Genomic DNA, 17,316 nt, shown 5'->3' on the forward strand with positions numbered 1-17,316 from the left:
TTGCTGGGGTGAAGCTTAATGTCCGTGAACCAAGCGCTAACCGCGATGGCGGTGCATCAGTCACCGTAGATGTTAAATGTCAGTCCGTCATCGCGAGCAGGCTCGCTCCCACAGGGATTGTGTTGTCGTTGGATTCGAGTATTAGCTGCGCCGCTTTTTCGGCGATCATCAGCGTTGGCGAGCAGGTATTGCCCGAGGTGATGCGCGGCATGATCGAAGCATCGGCAATGCGCAATCCAGGAATGCCATGGACCCGCAACTCGGCATCAACCACCGCGTCCGCGTCATTACCCATCCGGCAAGTGCCGACCGGATGGAAAATAGTGGTGCCGATCTGCGCAGCGGCTTCGTGCAATTCTTCCTCGGTCTGCAAGCGCGCACCGGGCAAGTACTCGACCGGGTTGAACGCTTGCAGCGCCGGTGCGGCGACGATGCGGCGAGTCAGGCGAATGGCGTCGGCGGCGACACGCAAGTCCTCCGGATGGCTCAGATAGTTGGGCTGGATCAGTGGCGCGGCTTTCGGGTCGGTTGAGCAAATGTCCACCCGGCCACGGCTGTGCGGCCGTAGATCGCAGACCGAGGCGGTAAAGGCAGGGAAGGGGTGCAACGGCTCGCCGAAGCGTTCCAGCGACAACGGTTGCACGTGGTATTCGAGATTCGCCGAGGTCTGTTCCGGTCCTGAGCGAGCAAACGCACCGAGCTGACTTGGTGCCATCGACAGCGGGCCGCTGCGGTCATACAGGTAGCGCAGGCCCATGCCCATCTTGCCCCACACGCTGCCGGCGATCTGGTTCAGTGTGCGGGCGTTTTCCAGTTTGTAGATCAGCCGCAGTTGCAGGTGATCCTGCAGATTGCCGCCCACCCCCGGCAGCTCATGGGCCAGGCCGATCCCCAGTTTTTGCAGCAGCGGGCGAGGGCCGATGCCGGAGCGCTGGAGGATGCCCGGTGAGCCGACGGAGCCGGCACACAAGACGATTTCCTTGCGCGCCTTGAAGGTTTTCGCCTGACCTTGGTAGCGTGTAATGACGGCTGATGCACGGCCGTTGTCGAGCGATACGCGATCGACTTCAACGTCGGTCAGCACCGTGAGATTGGCGCGGTGGCGGATCGGTTTGAGAAACGCCTTGGCTGCGTTCCAGCGGATCCCGGCCTTCTGATTGACCTGAAAATAGCCGCAGCCTTCGTTATCGCCCTGGTTGAAATCATCGATGCTGGCGATGCCGCTTTGCTCGGCGGCGCTGCGGAAGGCATCGAGAATCGGCCACGACAGCCGCTGACGCTCGACCCGCCAGTCGCCGCTGGCGCCGTGAAATTCGGAGTCGCCGGCAAAATGGTTTTCGCTCTTTTTGAACAGCGGCAACACGTCCTTCCAGCTCCAGCCTGGATTGCCGTCCGCGGCCCAGCTGTCGTAGTCGCCGGCCTGGCCGCGCATGTAGATCATGCCGTTGATTGAAGAACAGCCACCGAGCACTTTGCCGCGCGGGTAGCTCAGGGTGCGCCCTTGCAGACCGGGTTGCGCCTGAGTCTTGAAGCACCAGTCGGTGCGCGGGTTACCGATGCAGAACAGGTAACCCACGGGAATGTGAATCCAAGCATAGTTATCGCGGCCGCCGGCTTCGAGCAGCAGCACTCGGTGTTGCGGGTTGGCCGACAGTCGATTGGCCAGCAAACAACCTGCCGGCCCGGCACCGACCACGATGTAGTCGAACTCATCAAGGGAAGTCTGCATCCCTGACCTCTTATTGTTGTTCTTGTTGTCAGTCATCCTAGTTGTTAGCTTTCGGCAAAAGAATGTTAGTTTTTGCGCAGCCGCTGTGCGTTTTTAAACAGCCTTGCCTCAAGGAAGGATCATGTTCGACTGGAATGACCTGCGGTTTTTTCTCGAGTTGCAGCGCAGCGGGCGTTTGCTCACCGCTGCCCGCCGATTGAACACCACCCACGCCACCGTCGCCCGGCACATCGAGGCCATCGAAAAGAGCCTCGGCACGGCGCTGTTCGTACAGCATGCCCAAGGCTACGAAATGACCCCGGCCGGCGAAGCGCTGCTCAAACACGCCGAAGCCATGGAAAACGTCGCGTTGCTGGCCCAGGAGGAAATCACCCAATCCACCGCGCCGCTGGGCAAGATTCGCGTTGGCGTGACGGAAGGGCTGGGCATCATGTTTCTCGCCAGCCGCATGAACGGTTTGTTCGAACGCTATCCAGGGCTTGAAGTGGAACTGGTGGCCGTGCCGCGCTTTGTCAGCATCCTCAACCGCGAAGCCGAAATCAGCATCCACCTCGAACGCCCGGCCGCCGACATGCTGGTCACGCGCAAACTCACCGACTATCGCCTGGGCCTTTACGCCAGCCAGGCGTATCTCGACCGATCAGCGCCATTGCGCAGCCGCGAAGACCTCGGTCGCCATGCCTGGATCGGCTACGTCGACGACCTGCTGTTCAGCCAGGAATTGATGTTCCTGAACAGCTTCTGCCGCAATCCGCGCGTGGTGTTTCACAGCACCAGCGTCATCGCCCAGCAACAGGCCGCGCGTTCGGGGTTGGGCATCGCCGTGTTGCCGTGCTACATGGCGAGTGCCGATCCGGATCTGGTTCCGTTGTTGCCGGAGGAAAGTATTGAACGCACCTACTGGATCAGTACCCGGCGCGAACTGCACAAGTCGGTCAGGCTGCGGGTGGTCTGGGATTATGTGGTGGGGTTGTGTGAAGCGGAGCAGGGGTTGTTGTTGGGATAGCTTCAGAGCGTGCCGACACTCTTTGGCACGGCACCTTAGCCCCGGCTTAACTGAAAATGACCTGTTAGAACTAACAGTTCATTAGAGTTCTTCGCGATAGCTTCAATCGATTTGTATTAACGGCGAGGTTGTTTGTGCTGGACTGCGCGGCGGTCCTGGCCTTCAATTTGTGAGTTGAAGACAAGGAGCTTGCAGCATGTCAGACGATACAAAAGTAAAAGGCCCGGCGTCGTACTTCCCTTCAATCGAAAAAAAATATGGGCAGCCCATCAGCCACTGGCTGGATCTGCTAGAAACACTGAGCGGCAAGAAGCACATGGAAATGGTGGCCTGGCTGAAGACAGAACATGGTTTGGGACATGGCCATGCCAATGCTTTGGTTGGGCATTATTTGGCCGCAGGTAAAAAGTGAATCTGAATGGGAAGCGGCATATTTATGTCCTCCCAATACCCATCAGATAAAACACAAAAAACTGTGGGAGCGAGCCTGCTCGCGATGGCGGCAGTACATCCAACATGGATGTTGACTGACACACCGTCATCGCGAGCCGGCTCGCTCCCACATGGATTTTTTTGACTGAAGCAATGACAACCCCAAGTACGACACCAAATCCCTGCTGGCCAACGCCAGCGAACGGAATTCATCATCAGCGGTTAAGGCGCCAGATTGAAAAATTCAACGCAGCGGCAACACAAAGCCACACAAGGTAAGGAAACAGGATCAGCCCGGTGATCATATCAAGCAGCAATGTCATCACCACCATTGCAGATACCACAAGCCAGAGTGTCGCCAGGATCACCATGCCGGCGAACATACGCTGCGCGCCGAAAAATACCGGCGTCCACAGTGTATTGAGCGCAATCTGCGCCGCCCATAAACCCAGCACCACCTGACTTCCAGGTATCAAGGTCAAGCGGTACCCGGCCCAGGCAAGCAATAGATAGATAGTTGACCAAGCGACCGGAAACACCCAGTTGGGGGGCGTGAAACCGGGTTTGGCGAGCGATTCGTACCAGTGGCCCGGTTTAAAAAAGAAGCCTGTGCTTGCCGCAGCACCGCAGGCTAGAAGAAAAATCAGAAAACTCATCGCAGGTCCTTTTCTGGAGTCGGATGTTTGGTGGGCAATGCCATGTCAGCAGCATTAAAGAGAGGACGCCCAGCGAGGCGAAAAGTTTGGTTTGATGAGCGACATTTCCCAGCGCACGGTAAGTGAGCCTGTGGGAGATGCAAAAAACTGACTGTGCATTTCGGCTTCCGTCGACCGTCAGGACACGGGCGGCCGGCATCACTGATCCACCCAGAAAATGAAAAAGTGAAAACAGTTTGCATTTTGAAAACGCTTTTCACTATAGTGAGTCAGTTGCCAATTTCGGCCCTGTAACCGCTTGGACTACGACCATCTATGAGCGCCGTTGCTGAACGCATCCTTCGTGTTTTGGAAGAGCTTGCAAACTCGCCGGAGGGCATGACGCTCTCTGAACTCACGGCTGTTCTCGATCTGCCTATCACGGCCATACACCGGTTGCTCGCGGATTTGATTGAGCAGGGCTACGTCCGCAAGGACGAAAGACGAGGTGAGTTCACCTTGACCATGAAGTTGCCATCCCTGGGGCTGCGCTTCTTGAGCGCCGGCGGAGTGGTTGATATTGCTCAGCCGATCCTTGAACGCCTGGCCGTAATATCGGGAGAGTTGGTGCGCCTGGCCGTCGTTGATGGGGAGCAACTGGTCTATGTCGCCAAGGCCCAGGGCGCACGGGAAGGGTTGCGCTATGACCCGGAGATGGGCCGCCCGGTCACCCTGTCGTGCAGTGCCGCCGGTATAAGCTGGCTGGCCGGAAAGACTGACGAAGACATCATGCGGCTTGTCTCCGGACAAGGATTTGGCCTGCCAGCCAACTTTGGTCCCAGCGCACCCACTACCTTCAAAACCCTTCTTCCGTTGATTGAAGCCGCACGCCAGAACGGCTACGCCACGACGCAAGATATGTTCTTGCCAGCAATGAGTTCCCTGGCGACGACGGTGACTACCGGCAATGGCGAAGTTGGCGCGATTCTCATTATTGCAGGACCGATGTCACGGCTCACGCAACAAAGAATGAAGGAGCTTCTGCCGGCGCTCCTGTCGACGGCCGCAGAGTTATCTGAGGCAAGTGGAGTTTCACCGATAATGCGTCGCGCATCTAACTAATCAAATTAACCTGTCAACTTTCTCGATTAAGTTGGCGGGTCAACCTGTGCCTGTGCCTGTGCGGTAAGTTAAAACTTAAACTGCAGTACTTCGTATACCTGACAATAACTAACAATAAACAGTACTGATGTTTGCATCTGCGAGCATCTTGTACAGCGGAGGTAATAAGTATGGAGAACGATTCAAACAGTTCGTCGCGGTCCATGGCGAATCGGGCAGTCACCGCTGCCACGGTCGGAACCGCTTTGGAATGGTTCGATTTCACGTTGTACGGGGTTGTTGCAGCCACCGTGTTGCCCAAGTTGTTCTTCCCTGCGATGGAGCCTGGTTCTGCGCTGTTGGCATCTTTGGCCACTTTCAGCGTGGGCCTCGCTGCACGGCCACTGGGGGCCATTATCTGTGGCCATTTGGGTGACAAGATTGGCCGGCGTAATTTGATGCTCGGCACTGTATCGGCAATGGGTATTACTTCCATGCTGATGGGATTGCTGCCGACCTATGCGCAGATCGGGATACTCGCGCCCATCTTGCTGGTGTTGCTGCGCATCATTCAGGGATTTGCGCTGGGGGGAGAATCGACCGGCGGGCAACTCATGGCGCTCGAACATGCGCCTGCGGCCCGACGCGGCCGTTATTCAGGTCTCATCGGCATGTGCGCACCGCTCAGTCAGATAGTCGCCAATGCCGTGCTCCTTCTGCTTTCAGCCTCCATGAGCGCAGATGACTTTATGAGTTACGGCTGGCGAATCCCCTTCGTCATGAGCTTTGTGTTGGTTCTAGTGGGTATCTACATACGAATGCGAGTAGAGGAGACGCCCGCTTTTGTACAGATGAAACAGTCGGCAGTCGCGACGGTCAGTAGCCCACTTCGCGACGCCTTCAGACTTCACTGGAAAACCATTCTGCGGCTGATGCTGTTCTTCTGCGGCCCTACGGCAATGTTCTATCTCGCCGTTGTGTTCACCCTCGGCTATTTGACGAATACCCTCGGTGTTCCTAAACAGACGGGGTTTACGCTGTTAATGATTGCTAATGCCTGCGCCATAGTCGGTTCAATTATGGGCGGCCTGCTCAGTGACCGGATCGGGCGCAAGCGCACTCTCCTTATCGCGTCGACCGCGACGTTTATCATGATGATGCTGTACTTTCCTTTGCTTCAAACCAAAGACTTCGCCACGATGGCGATTGCAATGGGCTTGTTCTTGGGTTTCACGCAAGTCCAGACCGGTATTCAGCCTGTTGCGTTCGCCGAAGCATTTCCGACCAATGTCCGCTATTCCGCTTCGGCGCTGGCTTTCACGGGCGCTAGCCTGTTCGCGGGTGGCCCGATTCCCATTGTCGCAACCTGGCTCTTGAACTTGAGCAACGGCTCGCCATGGGCGCTCGTGGCCCTTGTCGGAACGCTGAACGTGATCTCTTTCTGCATGATTGCAATAGGTCCGGAAACAGCGGGTGTCGACATGAATCGCCTCGATTCAGTCGACGAGGTCGCCGGCAACCAGCATGCGCAAGTGCGTCACGCGAACTCTTGATCTAATCCAGCGGTGCGCTGGTCGCACCGCTACATCGAAACCGTAAAAGCGAGAACATTGATGACCGACCAATCCAAAGGCTTGCTTGCGATCTGGAGCACGATTGCGGCGGAGGCGGAAACAGACTATTTGCACTGGCTTACACGCGAACATATTTTCGAGCGCGTCAGCGTGCCGGGCTTTCTCTCTGGCCGTGTGTTCAGGCGGCGCGACAGTCAGCCATCGCAATATTTCATGTTGTATGAGTTGGCTGTAGCCAGCGTGATGTCCAGCCCGGCGTATCTCGCACGACTCAATGATCCTACTCCCTGGACGCAACGGGTCATGCCCCAACTGATGCAGTTCCGTCGCGGTGGCGGCTCGGTCGATGTGAGTGGCGGTAATGTCGACGCACATGGAAGTCATCTCGCCATTGCGCGTTTCGATGGCGTGCTGCCTGACGCATTGACAGGGTCGAAGGGACTTCAACTGGCCGAGACGCTGGCGGAGTTGGATTGGGTCGTAAACGTTCAGATGATGACCGTGCAGACCGACGCCACGTCTATCGCCACTCGCGAGAAGTCGATGCGTAGCAGCCAGGAAGGAGAATTTTCGGGGTTGTTGATCATCCAGGCACTTGATAATGCCGCCCTGGAACGCGCCGTGAACTGCGCGCGAGAATTGCTGATGGCAGCCAATGAATTCGAGATCTACGAAGCGGTGTTCTCCTGCCACCAAGGCAACAATGAAATCTGCTAGTGGGGCGGCAACTCGTCGGTAATCTGCGGTAAAGCGGCACGTGTCTGGCTATCAGGAATAGCCAGCGTCGCACACAAACCGCCTTCCGGTCGGTTGACCAGCGTGATGCGTCCGCCCAGCCGAGTGGCGATGGTGTTGACAATGGTCAGCCCGAGCCCCGCACCCTGAACATTCCCGCGACTGTAAAACCGTTCGAACAACCGCTCGCGATCCGCTTCGTCGATGCCTGGCCCCTGGTCCTCGACGCTCAGTAAATAGAAGCCGTCGGCCTGACCCAGCTGCACGGTGATCACGCCTTGTTCGGGTGAAAAGTTTGCCGCGTTGCTGATCAGGTTATTCAGCGCAATGTCGATGGCGGCAGCGTCGGCGACGACTTTAAAGGGGCGGTCCTGGACGTCGAAGGCCAGCTCAAGGTTTTTACTCAGTATCCAGGGCGTGAGCTGTGCCAGGCAGTCGCGCACGACTTCGGCCAGGTCGATGCTGTGCAACGTCGGCGCCATGGCTTTGGGTTCCAGGCGGGCCATGGTCAACAATTGATTGACCAGGCGGCTGGTGCGGTCGACGCCGGCGATCAGAAATTCCAGGGAGTCACGGCGCTCTTCTTCGGTGCCGGCCTCCAGCAGGTTTTGTGCATGCACGCGCAGTACCGCCAAGGGCGTGCGCATTTCGTGGGCGGCATCTGCGATGAAGCGGCGTTCGCGGCCCAGCACTTCCTGGATCTGCGCCAGCATGCGATTGAGCGCCGCTTGCATCGGCTCCAGTTCACTGGGCAGCGGGGTCAGTTGCAACGGTTCCAGCGAGCCGCTGTGCCGCGCCCGCAAGGTCGCCGCCATGTTTTCCAGAGGTTTGAGGCCCCAGCCGATAGCGACCCAGATCAATGCCGCCAAAATCAGACTGCCCAGTACATTGGGCCATAAGGTATGGCGTACGATCCGATCCACTAGATCCGAACGCACGTCGTCCCGTTCTCCCACCCAGATTTTCAGATCATTTTGTTTGTCTTCAAGCAAGAAAGCGCGCCAGTGGCGGTTGGTCTGGTCGACCACATCACTGAAACCGGGTGTCGATGGCGGTGTGCTGAAGGAGGGCGCGCTGGCCGTGTGGACTAGCACTTCGCCGTGGCCATTCCACACCTGAAAAGCCAGTTTGGTTTCATAAGGGTGGCCGTCACCCCTGGGCGCTGCTTCACCCAGGGCTTTGTTGAATGCTTGATACAGCGCGGCGTGATCCTTGCTGGCCATGGGCATGCGCATCACACCTTGCAACAACCGGGCGTTTCGAGCCAATTGGGCATCATAGACTTCGGCGATTTCGTGATTGCTGTCGTGCAGATTGAGCAGGCTGATCACTGTCACGCCGACCAGCATCAGGCCAATGATGAGCGTGAGGCTGCGGCGCCGGATCGACGTCATCGACGCTCCTCCACCAGATAACCGACACCGCGAATGGTGCGGATCAGGTCGGTGGAGAATTTTTTGCGCAAGTGGTGGATGTGCACTTCCAGGGTGTTGCTTTCGGCTTCCTCGTTCCAGCCGTAAAGCAACTGCATCAGGTGATCGCGGGTCATGACCCGGCCAGGGGGCGAGAGCAGTTCGTGGAGCAACTGATATTCCTTGGGTGTCAGTGCTACCGGCTCGCCGTGATAACTGACTTGCTGGGTACCGGGGTTCAGGCTGATGCCGGCGTGTTCGATCAGCATCTGCGCGCGCCCGACACTACGCCGCAGCAAGGCTCGCAGGCGAGCCTTGAGTTCCGCCAGGTCAAAGGGCTTGATCAGGTAATCGTCAGCCCCTGCGTCCAGCCCGGCAATGCGGTCTTCGGTCGCGTCCCGCGCGGTGAGGATCAGCACCGGCAGGTTGGAACCGCTGTCCCGCAGGCGACGCAGCACTTCAAGCCCGTCCATGCGCGGCAGGCCGAGGTCGAGCACGGCCAGGTCAAACGTTTCGCTCAGCAGCGAGTGCAAGGCGCTGGCGCCATCCTGTACCCAATCGACGGTGTAACCTTCGCGGCCCAAGGCTTGATGAATGCCCTCGCCGAGGGCAACGTCGTCCTCGATCAGTAATAAGCGCACACGAACTCCTGTCAGGCGAGTTTCTTGTTCACGTCCACCAGCAATGCTTCGATCTCTTTACGCCGCCCCGCATCGGCGGATTCCCGACCTGGCCTTGGGGGGGCTTGCAGGGCTTTTTGCAGTGCAAGTTTAGCTTCGCTGTAACGCTTTTGACGGTAGAGGTGATCGCCCCAGAAGTACAGACTATCGATACCGTCCGGGTTGAGCTGCAAGGCCTGTTTGAGTAACTGTTCAGCCTTGTCCGAGTCACCGAAACCGATGGGCCAGCCCGGTACGCGGTCATACAGCGCACCCAGACTGGTGTAGGCCGAGCCTTGCAGGGCTTTCGGGTCCAGAGTCAGGGCTTTTTCCAGATCGGCTCTCGCCACCTTGACCTTGCTTAGCGCACCGAGTCCACCCTGTGCACCGGCCCAACCGCTGGTGACGATGCCGGACCAGATCCAGGCTTCTGCCACCGATGGGCGCTCCTGGGCGAACGCGGAAGTCTGGGCCGCGAGTTTTTCAAACGCTGCGGTGCGTTGCGCTTCGGGGACTTCGTATTGAATGTGCGCCCAGCTTTGTTGAATGCCCTTGAGGCGTTGCTGGTCGGCGGGGTCCAGCGCCCAGGCACTTTGGCTCAAGGCCCCCAGCATCAGGCAAGCGATGATTTTTTTCATGGTTTTAAATGCTCGTTATCGGGATTTTCGCTCAGGCGACGGATCAGCGGCAATTGCTTGCGCAAGCCTCGGTCCACCAGATTGGGCAGCAGGCTGTTCAGGCGCACGAAAAAACGCTCCGGCCAGCCCAGGTACAGGTCACGGTGATCACTCGCTATCGCATGCATCACCGCGGCCGCGACCGTTTGCGGATCATCGACGTTTGCCTTGAGCGCATCGTTCAAGGCCTGCGCCGCCGGGCTGTTCATGCGGGTGCGGGTGGCGCGCGGGGCGACATAGAGCACGCTGACACGGGTGTCCGCCAGTTCCCTGCGCAAGGCCTCGGAAAACCCGCGCAAGGCAAATTTGGTGGCGCAATAGCTGGCATAACCGGGGTAGCCGATGGAGCCGTAGGTTGAACCAACGTTCACCACCATAGCGCTCCGGGCTTGCTTGAGCATCGGCAGCAACAGTTTGGTCAAGCAGATCGGCGCGCTGATGTTCACCGCCAGCATGGCGTCGATGTCACCGTCCTCCAGTTGTTCGAGCATGGCGAATTGGTTGACCCCGGCGGCGTTGATCAGCAGGTTGATTCCACCCATGACTTCGGCGGCGCTGAGCACCCGACGTCGATCGGCCGGATCGGTCAAGTCCGCGCCGACCCAGCAAAGGTGTTGCGGATAGCGCGTCAACAATGGCGCCAACGGTTCCTTTTGCCGCGACACAGCCAGTACCTTGGCACCGCTGGCGCACAGGGCGGTTGCGATCGCCAGGCCGATGCCACCGCTGGCACCGGTGAGTACCACGCGAGCTTCATGCAGTTGCATACAGTCTCTCCTCATTGCGCGGCAAGCCACGGAACATGTCGGTGTAGAGCGCGTACACCACTTTGGAGGCGTGAATCACGGCCGCCTGGTCTGCCGGATCGTCGAGGGCATTCATCAGCCGGCGATAGGTTTGCATGTGTTCGATGTCCAGCGAGCCATGAGAGCTGAGGTAGCTGAAGGCGCTTTCCGGCAAGTCCAGGCGCTCGCGGATGCTGCCGGCCGCGTGGGTGGCCAGGGCGATGCTGGTGCCCTCCAAAACGTTGACCATCCCGAACAGGCCGACCGGGTTGTCTCGGGCGATCAGGTCGTAGAGAAAGCTGACCATCAATTCGATCGGCATGCACGGACGACCGTTGCGCACCGCGTCCCTGTCGCCGCCGCTGGCTTCGATGTCATTGAGTACCCATTGCTCGTGGCCATATTCATCCTCGATGTACTCGCAGACGGCTTCACGCAGCCATTCCAGACGCATCGGCAGACGCGCACCGCAGGCCATCATCAAGGGAACCGTGTGGCGCACGTGGTAATAGGCCTGCGCCAGAAACGCCCGGTAACTGTCCAGGCTGACCTTGCCCTCAAGGGCGTCGAGAATGATCGGCAGATTGAACAACGCATGGCGTTCTTGTTGCGTGGCTGCTTGCAGTCGGTCGAAAAAGCTCATGATGCGGATTCCTCGGAAAGTGCCGATTCAGACAGTTGCGCCCGGTAATGCTCGACGATGGCGTCACGGCGCAGTCGACCATTGGCGGTGAGCAGGCCATTGGCGGGTGTGAAAGGTTGATTTAGCCGAGTCCAGTGATGGACCTGGGCGTAATCGGGCAGGGCCTCGTTGGCTTGGGCGACGGCAGCGGCCAGTTCTTCGTCGGTGCACGCCGGGCGATGGGGCCAGAGCAGGGCATGGTTGCGCGGCATGGCTTCGCCGTAGACGAAGGCCTGGGCGATGTGGCGGCGCTGGGTCAACTCGGCCTCGACCCACTCCGGGTTCACGTTGCGCCCGAAACTGGTGACGAATTGATGCTTCTTGCGCCCATTGAGGTAGAGAAAACCTTCGGGGTCGAACTCGCCGAGGTCGCCGGTCGGCCACCATTCATTTGCATGCAGCGCCTCGCCCAGATAGCCCAGCAAGGTCGAGCCCTTGACCAGCACTTCACCGTCCTCTGCCAGGCAAACCTCTAGGTGGGGCAGGGGCCTGCCCACACTGCCGGGGCGATGCGCTCCGGGCCGATTGAGGCAGACCACTGAGGCGCACTCCGACAGTCCGTAGCCTTCGTAAACCGGCAGGCCGACACGTCGCGCGCGGTACAGCAATTCCTCGGAAACCCGCGCGCCACCAACGGCGGCAAAGCGCAATGTGCCGGGGTTGAAGGCTTTCTGCTCGGCGGCACCGACCAGCATCAACAACAACTGCGGCACCAGAATCAGGCTCTCGGGCGCACGGGCGGCCAGGCAGCCGAGCAGCCGTGGCACATCAACGCCGCTGGCACCCTCAATACCCAGGGTTTTCTGGCTGGGCACACTCAAGGTTGCGCCGGCATACAAGGCGGCATAGCAACCGAGGTTTTCCAGCAGGATCGCCAAAGGCAACAGCGCCAGGTGATGCTGCGGGTCAGTGGGTTTGCTGGCCTGATCCAGTTCGCGTGCGACGGTCAAGAGGCTTTGCGCACTCAGACACACGCCTTTGGGTGTCCCTGTGGTGCCGGAGGTGAAGGTCAGTTTGGCGGTCCATTCGGGCATGCGGTTCGAGTCAACGAAGGTCCGGCACCAGAACTCACCGGTTTTCTCGTACCCGGCCAATTGCAGTTCGGCGTCCAGTTGCGGCTCGGCAATCACCCGTTCGGCGTGGCTTTGTTCCAGGCAATGGAGGCGTTGAGCCGGGCTGAAAAACGGCGGCAACGTCAGGCAGGTCAGGCCTTCGAAGAGCGCGGCCAGGTCCCAGAGCATCGCTTCCACGCCATTGTCCAGCGCCAGAGCCAGCACCTTGATGTGTTCATTGCGCAGACGCTGCTGGCGAGTCAGCACTTGGTCGTACAGCGTGGTGTAGTCCACTTTCAGCTGATCGCCCCACAACGCAGTGGCGCCGGGAATACGTTCAGCATGGTCGCGCAGGGTCTGCTTGAAACGTTCGATTTCAGGCGACATTGCTGGATGCCTCGTTGGGCGTTGGCAACCCCAGGCGATCGAACACTCCACCGTTTTGCAGATGGATGAAGCCTGAGCGGATGTTGCCAACGTGCACCCAGGGTTTGCTGTCGTAATAGCTGCCCCAATGGTGGCGTTCATCACCCAGCCGCTCGGGATCGGCAGTGCAGAGCGTCACGGGGTTCAAGCCCAGGCGATGAAAGCTGTTGACCAGGCCGACGTTGCCGGTAAAGGCCACCCATTCCAGGTCACCCATGGCCAGCAGGTAAGTCATGGCGATGATGCTCATGCGTGCGCTGCCGGTGTCGCTGGCGGCCAGGTTGCCGGCTTCGACGATGCTTGCGCGGTCCACGGGGCCGTCGGCAATAGCGCTGATCAACGGGTCGATTGATTCGTCCAGATAACGCTCCAGAAACAACGGGCCGAGATTCGCCAAGCGAATCCCGGCCACCGCACAGAGTTCGCCCTGCGCGTTGCTCATGCCGAACAGCTCGGGCATGAAATGGCGGATGTCAGCACCGTGGGCCTTGCGGAAACGTTGCTGGATAAAATCTTCGAAGAGAGGGCGCCGGGGCTCGTCCGGCAGGGCTCTGTCCAAACTCATCTGGTCGGTTTCGGGTTTGCCGAAACGCAGGGGAAGCGCAATGTTCCAGTCAAAATCGGGCATTGGAAGACGCCTCCACGGGTCAGTTCGGGAGGAGTATCAACGGCATTACTTAAGAGAGTCTGAAGGTGGCGAAAATGGGGGAGGGGAGTTGTCTTCAGAGAGTAGGAGCCGGGACTTCCTTTACGGTTTTCACGCCGCCAGTTTCTCCATAGCGACCAGTGGTCGTTGTCACAGTCAAAAGCAGTCAGTGGCCGGAGCACTATCAACTGAGTAGCTATGCTTGGTCTATTGCCAGTCTCTGGAATCAACATCGTGAAAGGAGGTGTTGAGATGCAACTCATCACGTTGAAAATCGACAAGCCGGACGTAACGAACTTCATTTTGGGTCAGACGCACTTCATCAAGTCCGTCGAGGATATCCACGAAACGTTGGTCAATGCCGTGCCAGGTATCCAGTTTGGTGTGGCCTTTTGTGAAGCCTCTGGCAAATGCCTGGTGCGATGGTCTGGCACCGATACCTCGATGATTGAACTTGCACAGAAAAATGCGAAAGCCATCGCCGCAGGCCATAGCTTCATCATTTTCCTGGGCGACGGTTTCTATCCGCTGAACGTGTTAAACACCCTCAAAATGGTCCCGGAGGTCTGCCGTATTTTTTGTGCAACCGCCAATCCGACTGAAGTGATTCTCGCTGAGACGGAACAAGGGCGAGCCATCCTGGGCGTAGTGGATGGCTTCTGTGCCAATGAGATTGAAGGTGACGACGACATCCTGTGGCGCAAGAACTTCTTGCGGCAGATTGGCTACAAACTGTGAATTGCAGAGCGCCGGTTAATTACTAAAAAAGAGACTAAAAAAGAGACGGATTTATTTAAGAAAGGCAGGGATTTGTTTTTCGGTATTTAAATCTGCTTTCTTTTTTTACTTTTTTTCTATGATTTCCCAATCATCCAAATGCTCGTTTTTATCGACAAGATCTACATCGTCGGTTGGTGAGGGATCTATGATTTCCCAATCATCTAATTGCTCGCTTTCGATATAATTTAATGCCTTCGGCGCTTCTCCAGTCAGGTAAATTTGTACCGGGATGGGGGTGTTTCCAGTGCCGTAGTTGCTGTCGAATCTATACCGCCCCTGATGTGTATTAAGATTGTAGGTTTTTCCGAACTGACCATCAATGACTACCACTCCATTGTTTGAGTTGATCAAGTTCACTGCGTGGCCGAATCCCTTGTTTTTAACAGGGATGGATATGATGTATCGGTTGTTGACTTGGGTATTGTCAAGAAGTTGCCGGGAGAGTGCTTCGTCGGGCATAGGCAGGAAAGCCGAATAGGTTTCAGGGGAGATGTTGCATGGAAGGTAGCCTTGTTTGGTACTCTCGGCAACCCAGAAATCATTGATCACTCCCTTCACCACCGCTTCTAAATTGCGCTCCACAGCCTTGCTGCAAATAATACAATTCTGGTTAAGTGCGCCAGTGGAGAAGCACGAAAATAGATTGTTAAGCATGCCTGATATCTGGTGAGGGTTCGTGTGTTTGGCGATGTAGTCATATACCTGAAAATGACTTGTCTCTGCTGCTGATCGTAACTCCCCAGTGCGATGAATCTCATGACCTAATCCATCATCAAAATGAGGATGGTCTGATAGGTTGTTTAGCAGTTGGATGCACGCATCATTCAGTGTTCCGAATGAACCCGTAGCGCAATTATCGAAGCTTTCGAAATCTTGTGGGCTGGATACTGATTTGATAAGCGGCATTGAAATAACCCTCTTTTTATTTAGACGATATCATCGTCACGAGGTGTTTCTATTGCATATTTCGCTCATGGTGAACGGTATTTACAAAAAAGTGAAAAAAGGGGGCGGAATTATTTTCCAGAAAAAAGGGGGCGGATTTATTTTCTGATTTATTTTCTGGGAAAAAAGTAGAAAATAAATCTGTCCCCTTTTTCTTTTTTCTTGATTGGCTACAAACTGTGAATTGCAGAGCGCCGGTTAATAGCGAATCCATTCACTGATCCGCAGATCCGGTAACGGCGAAAATGTTGCAGGGCACTTGATACAGAACATGCTCTGTCGTACTACCCACCCATTTGCCCAGTCCCTTGCGATGCGCATTTCCCATGACAATCACATCGGCTCGGTGATGCGCTGCAAAGTCGGCCAGCGCTTTGCCAGGCGGCCCCTCAACGAAGTGTTGTCGCTCAGTGGGCACGCCGTAGTGGGCAGCCAATGCGATAAATGACTTCTTCAGTGACTTGCGTACATCGCTGCTGAAGCCCGGCATTGTCACTGCACCGGCGCCTGCGTCGGATATATGTGTCTGCGATAGATCGTAGGCATGCAGCAGATGCAGCTCCGCGCTGCATTGCATCGACAATCCGTTCGCGGCCTGGATGATGCGGTCGTTGATGCCAGTGATCTGAGTCTCGGGGCGCGACGGATCGACTGCCGCCACGACCACCCGCGGAAGTGGACACCTGACTTCGCTGACCAGATGCACGGGCACCGGGCATTCGCGCAACAGGTGCCAATCCAGAGGCGTAATGAACACGCGTTTGAGCGCTGACTCGTGTTGCACGTCCTTGATCACCAGGTCCGGCTGCATTTCTGCCACATGCCGAAGTATTTCTTGCAGCGCGGTTCGCGTAACAAGCACTTCGGTACTCACCACGACCCCGCGCCCCCGGATGAGATCGGCCTCATCCTTCAACCATGTTTCGTTCTCTTGCTGACAGACCTCACGAAACCGCGCACCGGCGCTCTTCAAGCCCAAGAGGTGGGAGTCTTCGATAAACACCGTGATGTGCAGCGCTGCACCAGTGGCTTCGGCGATGGCTGCCGCTCGCTCCAACGCCGGGGTGTGACGCATGGCGGGACCGGCTATCAGTAAAAGTCGTTGATATTGGCTCATGTAACACCTCCAAACGTTCCGGGATATCGAGCGCCCCCAGCACCTTTGCCTGTCACACCACCGACGATTGACTATCGCCTCAACTATCTGGACCAACACTATCAATATACGCCTGGATTCCAACATCGGCGCGCATATGGCAATTGGGGTGCGTCAGCGGCAACAGTGAGGGTCTGCCGTGACGCTTTTTTTGACTAATTCACCTTCCCGGTTACCCGCATCAGGTAGGCATCACCCGTGCGCTGGCCCTGGCCACGCTCGCGGCGTCATCGCAGACTATTCTTGATCTGGGGAACCAACGAAACGGAGAAGCCAGAATGAGCACCTTGCAACTTCACCCCGCACTGGACAATGGTATCCAACCCGCCGCCGCGAATTTCACAGGTGGCACCCTGCAATGCCTGTGTGCGACCGACAAGGTCGAGGTCAGGATCGACGCACAAACGCTGCATAACCACGCGTGCGGCTGCAGCAAATGCTGGAAACCACAAAACGCGACATTCGCCGTCATCGCCGTGGTGCCCCGAGACAAGGTCAGCGTCATTGCCCACGGCGAAAAACTCGCGATTGTCGACGAATCCGCCACCATCCGGCGCCACGCCTGCCAGCAGTGTCACGCCCATCTCTTTGGGCGCATCGAGAACAAGGACCATGCGTTTTATGGTCTGGACTTCGTCCACACCGAGCTTTCGCCACAGAGCGGATGGGCTGCGCCGGGATTCGCGGCGTTCGTGTCATCCATCATCGAAACCGGCACACCGCCAGCGCAAATGAAGGCTATCCGCGAGCGCTTGCGCTCGCTCGGCCTGGAACCCTATGACTGCCTGTCCCCGGACCTGATGGACGCACTGGCGACTCATGTCGCCAAACAGAAAGGCCTGCTCCCTACCGCCTGATTGATCGGTCGCCGCGGTTTCTTTTCC

Annotated in this window: 19 protein-coding genes; 7 read left to right on the plus strand and 12 right to left on the minus strand. The window is 57.4% G+C overall.

Going from position 1 to position 17,316, the window contains the following annotated elements; genetic code table 11:
• Positions 1 to 79 precede the first annotated feature (79 nt).
• Positions 80 to 1,729: a GMC family oxidoreductase N-terminal domain-containing protein gene (locus J2Y56_RS10505; RefSeq protein WP_310350013.1), complete on the minus strand. Its 1,650-nt coding sequence runs from the start codon at positions 1,727 to 1,729 to the stop codon at positions 80 to 82.
• 121 nt (positions 1,730 to 1,850) lie between these two features.
• Here J2Y56_RS10505 and J2Y56_RS10510 point away from each other — a divergent pair, with 121 nt between their 5' ends.
• The gene (locus J2Y56_RS10510) at positions 1,851 to 2,735 is read left to right on the plus strand and encodes a LysR family transcriptional regulator (protein ID WP_310350015.1); all 885 of its coding nucleotides are present in this window, start codon (positions 1,851 to 1,853) and stop codon (positions 2,733 to 2,735) included.
• Between the two features lie 196 nt (positions 2,736 to 2,931).
• A complete protein-coding gene (locus J2Y56_RS10515) occupies positions 2,932 to 3,147 on the plus strand; it encodes a DUF4287 domain-containing protein (RefSeq protein WP_310337741.1) in 216 nt (71 codons plus the stop codon).
• Positions 3,148 to 3,382: 235 nt separating this feature from the next.
• Here the strand turns inward: J2Y56_RS10515 and J2Y56_RS10520 are convergent, their stop codons facing one another.
• On the minus strand, positions 3,383 to 3,823 hold the full coding sequence (locus J2Y56_RS10520) for a tryptophan-rich sensory protein TspO (RefSeq protein WP_310350017.1): 441 nt from the start codon (positions 3,821 to 3,823) through the stop codon (positions 3,383 to 3,385).
• Positions 3,824 to 4,138: 315 nt separating this feature from the next.
• Here J2Y56_RS10520 and J2Y56_RS10525 point away from each other — a divergent pair, with 315 nt between their 5' ends.
• From J2Y56_RS10525 to J2Y56_RS10535, 3 genes are all read left to right on the plus strand, one after another.
• Positions 4,139 to 4,924, plus strand: a complete 786-nt coding sequence (locus J2Y56_RS10525; RefSeq protein ID WP_310337744.1) for an IclR family transcriptional regulator — start codon at positions 4,139 to 4,141, stop codon at positions 4,922 to 4,924.
• A gap of 170 nt (positions 4,925 to 5,094) precedes the next feature.
• Positions 5,095 to 6,456, plus strand: coding sequence for an MFS transporter (locus J2Y56_RS10530; protein WP_150780799.1), 1,362 nt, complete (start codon positions 5,095 to 5,097; stop codon positions 6,454 to 6,456).
• A 60-nt stretch (positions 6,457 to 6,516) separates the two neighbouring features.
• Positions 6,517 to 7,194 (plus strand): hypothetical protein, encoded by a 678-nt coding sequence (locus J2Y56_RS10535; protein ID WP_310350019.1) that lies wholly within the window; start codon positions 6,517 to 6,519, stop codon positions 7,192 to 7,194.
• Here J2Y56_RS10535 and J2Y56_RS10540 read toward each other — a convergent pair.
• The 7 genes from J2Y56_RS10540 to J2Y56_RS10570 are packed head-to-tail and all read right to left on the minus strand — an operon-like array spanning position 7,191 to position 13,533.
• Positions 7,191 to 8,606 carry an ATP-binding protein gene (locus J2Y56_RS10540; protein WP_310337750.1) on the minus strand — a complete coding sequence of 472 codons (1,416 nt, stop codon included), beginning with the start codon at positions 8,604 to 8,606 and terminating at the stop codon, positions 7,191 to 7,193. The genes J2Y56_RS10535 and J2Y56_RS10540 overlap by 4 nt on opposite strands.
• On the minus strand, positions 8,603 to 9,265 hold the full coding sequence (locus J2Y56_RS10545; RefSeq protein ID WP_310350021.1) for a response regulator: 663 nt from the start codon (positions 9,263 to 9,265) through the stop codon (positions 8,603 to 8,605). The genes J2Y56_RS10540 and J2Y56_RS10545 overlap by 4 nt, the downstream gene beginning before the upstream one ends.
• A gap of 11 nt (positions 9,266 to 9,276) precedes the next feature.
• Positions 9,277 to 9,921: a tetratricopeptide repeat protein gene (locus J2Y56_RS10550; RefSeq protein WP_310350023.1), complete on the minus strand. Its 645-nt coding sequence runs from the start codon at positions 9,919 to 9,921 to the stop codon at positions 9,277 to 9,279.
• Positions 9,918 to 10,727 (minus strand): SDR family oxidoreductase, encoded by an 810-nt coding sequence (locus J2Y56_RS10555; RefSeq protein ID WP_310337754.1) that lies wholly within the window; start codon positions 10,725 to 10,727, stop codon positions 9,918 to 9,920. Before J2Y56_RS10555 ends, J2Y56_RS10550 begins: the two co-directional genes overlap by 4 nt.
• The gene (locus J2Y56_RS10560) at positions 10,714 to 11,388 is read right to left on the minus strand and encodes an iron-containing redox enzyme family protein (RefSeq protein WP_310337756.1); all 675 of its coding nucleotides are present in this window, start codon (positions 11,386 to 11,388) and stop codon (positions 10,714 to 10,716) included. The genes J2Y56_RS10555 and J2Y56_RS10560 overlap by 14 nt, the downstream gene beginning before the upstream one ends.
• Positions 11,385 to 12,866 carry an AMP-binding protein gene (locus J2Y56_RS10565; protein ID WP_310350025.1) on the minus strand — a complete coding sequence of 494 codons (1,482 nt, stop codon included), beginning with the start codon at positions 12,864 to 12,866 and terminating at the stop codon, positions 11,385 to 11,387. Before J2Y56_RS10565 ends, J2Y56_RS10560 begins: the two co-directional genes overlap by 4 nt.
• A complete protein-coding gene (locus tag J2Y56_RS10570) occupies positions 12,856 to 13,533 on the minus strand; it encodes a thermostable hemolysin (protein WP_310337760.1) in 678 nt (225 codons plus the stop codon). Before J2Y56_RS10570 ends, J2Y56_RS10565 begins: the two co-directional genes overlap by 11 nt.
• 270 nt (positions 13,534 to 13,803) lie before the next feature.
• On the opposite strand from J2Y56_RS10570, the gene J2Y56_RS10575 reads away from it, so the two are divergent.
• The gene (locus J2Y56_RS10575; protein ID WP_310350136.1) at positions 13,804 to 14,289 is read left to right on the plus strand and encodes an adenosine-specific kinase; all 486 of its coding nucleotides are present in this window, start codon (positions 13,804 to 13,806) and stop codon (positions 14,287 to 14,289) included.
• Positions 14,290 to 14,394: 105 nt separating this feature from the next.
• Here J2Y56_RS10575 and J2Y56_RS10580 read toward each other — a convergent pair whose 3' ends face one another.
• The 3 genes from J2Y56_RS10580 to J2Y56_RS10590 are packed head-to-tail and all read right to left on the minus strand — an operon-like array spanning position 14,395 to position 16,393.
• Positions 14,395 to 15,237, minus strand: a complete 843-nt coding sequence (locus J2Y56_RS10580) for a hypothetical protein (protein WP_310350028.1) — start codon at positions 15,235 to 15,237, stop codon at positions 14,395 to 14,397.
• Between the two features lie 49 nt (positions 15,238 to 15,286).
• On the minus strand, positions 15,287 to 15,490 hold the full coding sequence (locus J2Y56_RS10585) for a hypothetical protein (protein ID WP_310350030.1): 204 nt from the start codon (positions 15,488 to 15,490) through the stop codon (positions 15,287 to 15,289).
• On the minus strand, positions 15,491 to 16,393 hold the full coding sequence (locus tag J2Y56_RS10590; RefSeq protein WP_007946286.1) for a universal stress protein: 903 nt from the start codon (positions 16,391 to 16,393) through the stop codon (positions 15,491 to 15,493).
• Positions 16,394 to 16,710: 317 nt separating this feature from the next.
• Here J2Y56_RS10590 and gfa point away from each other — a divergent pair, with 317 nt between their 5' ends.
• Entirely contained in the window at positions 16,711 to 17,289 is a 579-nt protein-coding gene (gene gfa, locus J2Y56_RS10595) for an S-(hydroxymethyl)glutathione synthase (RefSeq protein WP_007946287.1), read from the plus strand.
• The last annotated feature ends 27 nt before the right edge of the window (positions 17,290 to 17,316 follow it).

This window comes from Pseudomonas sp. BE134 (genome assembly GCF_031456105.1).
GTDB lineage: Bacteria > Pseudomonadota > Gammaproteobacteria > Pseudomonadales > Pseudomonadaceae > Aquipseudomonas.